The organism is Blastocatellia bacterium (assembly GCA_035275065.1).
In the GTDB taxonomy this organism is placed as follows: domain Bacteria; phylum Acidobacteriota; class Blastocatellia; order UBA7656; family UBA7656; genus DATENM01.
The window spans coordinates 1-2504 of record DATENM010000009.1; the positions used below are offsets into that span (position 1 = coordinate 1).

Below are 2504 nucleotides of genomic sequence, written 5' to 3' on the forward strand. Positions count from 1 at the left end.
TGAGGTCTTTGACGCCGCCGTGGGCGGTGTAGCTGAACTGGCTGAGGTAGTGGGTGGTGCCGCTGCTGACATCATTGAGGCGGCCCGCCTGGTCATAGGCGGTGGTGACGACGCGCCCGGAGGGGTACTGCTCAGAGGTCAGGTGGCCGGCCAGGTCGTAGCCGTACTCCTACTCGCCAGCTTGCACTTATTAAAGCTGAGTCTAATCATCACCAGCTATCAGGCACATCAGGCTGATCAAATTTCTCCAAGATATGGGAAAACGAAGGGTACCGGTCTGTTAAAGCCGAAATATAATGTCTAAACTCCTCGGTCATATTCTCTTTAGAAGCAATCAATCGAGGAAGCATCTCGGCATAGTCCAGAATAATTACTATATCCGCAAAAGGCTCATTGTTATAAGCCATAAATCTTACCTTCACTAGTATTAAATGAAGGCTATAAAGCGCATTACTCAGTTTTTCTGGGCTAATCATGCTTAAAACCTATCCCATCTATTTGAAGAACACATGACGGAGGGGGATTCCTCGAATGCCAGGGTTCACTTGGATCGGTGGCGGAACTGAGCCAGATTTGTAAGAGGGTAGAGCATCTATAGTACCTCGCTCAACTAGGGCATTCAACTCGGTCATAACTTGCTCACTGACAACTGGAATCTCCCCAGGCCCAAGAAGCGTTGATGCCTCCTCAAACTTTATCACCGCATTTGTATCCAACATGACTATCTCTCCGGCTTCTTCTGCCGCTGCTCCTCCCGCACCGAGACCAAGTGACGCCGCGAATAGGTCGAGTTTGCCAACGCCGACAAACAGCCCTTCGACCATGCGGTCGCCGTCATTCTTGTGCGGATCAATCACCGTGTTGTTGATGTGGTCGATCAGCGCCGACCCCAGCGCCCCAACGTCAATCTGCTCGTCCGCGTCATCCTCCGCTCATCATGAAGATTGTCGGCCCAAGAGTACTTAACAATCACATTAGCGATAAGAAAGGCTCGGAGGCGAGAAGGATGAAATATGGGAGTCGTACTGGCCAGCAGATAACTTTGGTGTAGCTGTTAAACTATCGAGCGATTACAGTCCGCAACGATGAAAAGTTAGAGAAGCAATTTTGATGAATTAACTTTGCTCGCGCGTTAGCAGGAACGGAAGTGGAGTTATTTTTTTTGTTTGACACTGACCGCTCCGGATGCTCGCAAGAGCCAATCCAAAGCCCCCCAAGGGAAAGGAAGGCTTTGAACTTCAACATACACAGATAACGTTTTGGAGTCCTCTATATGAGCATCCCACCAAAACCATTGACGGACATCAGGCTCAAACCAATAAAGCCAATCACTTAACGACCATCTAGCTTCTCTTTCCACTTTGGCTTGCTGCTCTCTAGATAAACCTTGCCACCATTTAAGCCATCGCTCGGATTCTTCTCTAGAAACTTCATCGGCGCATTCCATAACAAACCACATGGGTAACAAGGTTCGCCAGTCATCAAGGGAAGGCCATTCATTTCGCTCGTGCCTTAGCACCACTTCTAATACCTCTTTACACCGATTGAGGACCGCGTCAGCGTTGCTTTGACAATAAGCCAGCAGTTCAAAGATAGCTAGGCCCTCAAATTTCTCGCCCGGTGATGGGCCCTCATGCAGATGGCGGAGTTCGTCTTCTGACCTCATTAGAATACTCTCCCTGTGCCTTGTACTATAACACTCCTTAGCCTTTCAATCTGAGGTGTACGAAGACCAAATTGGTTTGCTGCTTTAGCAGCATCAACAATGAATGGTCTATCTAGAAACTGTCTTGCGAGGCGTTCCGGGACAGCTGTTGCCTGCATCTCTTCCAAGAATGTTTTTGGAACCTGAAAAGATTTTATGGCAGCCCCCTCAAGGTTTTGGCCTGCTCTCTGAGCAAGAAATTCTGCTGCCCTTGCCTCATCCCCAAAGTTTAAGAACAAGGTGTTTTCTCCCTGTACCCCGACTTCCCCTGCGTCTCCTATGAGGATTCTAGTGTTAATATTACCCTCAACGCGAAAGACCTGTATCATTTCTTGGCAAACATCGGCTGCCTCTGCGGCCCCCTCTTCTGCCGCTGCTCCTCCCGCACCGAGACCAAGTGACGCCGCGAATAGGTCGAGTTTGCCAACGCCAATGAACAGCCCCTCGACCATGCGGTCGCCGTCATTCTTGTGCGGATCAATCACCGTGTTGTTGATGTGGTCGATCAGCGCCGACCCCAGCGCCCCAACGTCAATCTGCTCGTCCGCCGTGACGATCATCTGCTCGCTGAACACCGGCCCGATCCCATAATCGGCATAGCTCCCATGCCCGCTCTCGACCGCCGCCGCCGCCGCCGCGTCGAACACCAGCGTCATCTGCGGCGGCGCATGCCGCTTCTGCTCCTCCGCGTCGTCATAGTAGTCCGGGTTCTCGACAATCCCCGGCGCGTGCCCCGTTGGGTCTACCAACGCCAGCGGGTTGTTCAACACATACGCGTAGCGGTTCATCGTCTGCGGGT

Annotated in this window: 4 protein-coding genes; 1 reads left to right on the forward strand and 3 read right to left on the reverse strand. The window is 51.5% G+C overall.

The genetic code is table 11. The features are described from left to right. Nucleotides 1-304 (forward strand): hypothetical protein (locus VJ464_01945; GenBank protein ID HKQ03866.1); only part of this gene is annotated, 304 nt, incomplete at its 5' end. A gap of 190 nt (nt 305-494) precedes the next feature. On the opposite strand, the gene VJ464_01950 is transcribed toward VJ464_01945, so the two are convergent. The 3 genes from VJ464_01950 to VJ464_01960 all read right to left on the reverse strand — a co-directional run. Continuing rightward, nucleotides 495-824 carry a hypothetical protein gene (locus tag VJ464_01950; protein ID HKQ03867.1) on the reverse strand — a complete coding sequence of 110 codons (330 nt, stop codon included), beginning with the start codon at nt 822-824 and terminating at the stop codon, nt 495-497. A 329-nt stretch (nt 825-1153) separates the two neighbouring features. Continuing rightward, nucleotides 1154-1666, reverse strand: coding sequence for a hypothetical protein (locus VJ464_01955; protein HKQ03868.1), 513 nt, complete (start codon nt 1664-1666; stop codon nt 1154-1156). Then, the coding region (locus VJ464_01960) for a hypothetical protein (protein HKQ03869.1) at nt 1666-2504 on the reverse strand (839 nt) is incomplete at its 5' end. The genes VJ464_01960 and VJ464_01955, both read right to left, overlap by 1 nt.

What these genes read in the sequence shown, in the direction of transcription:
- VJ464_01950 (HKQ03867.1), bottom strand. Translation starts at nt 824, where the DNA reads ATGGTCGAAGGGCTGTTTGTCGGCGTTGGCAAACTCGACCTATTCGCG.
- VJ464_01955 (HKQ03868.1), bottom strand. Translation starts at nt 1,666, where the DNA reads ATGAGGTCAGAAGACGAACTCCGCCATCTGCATGAGGGCCCATCACCG.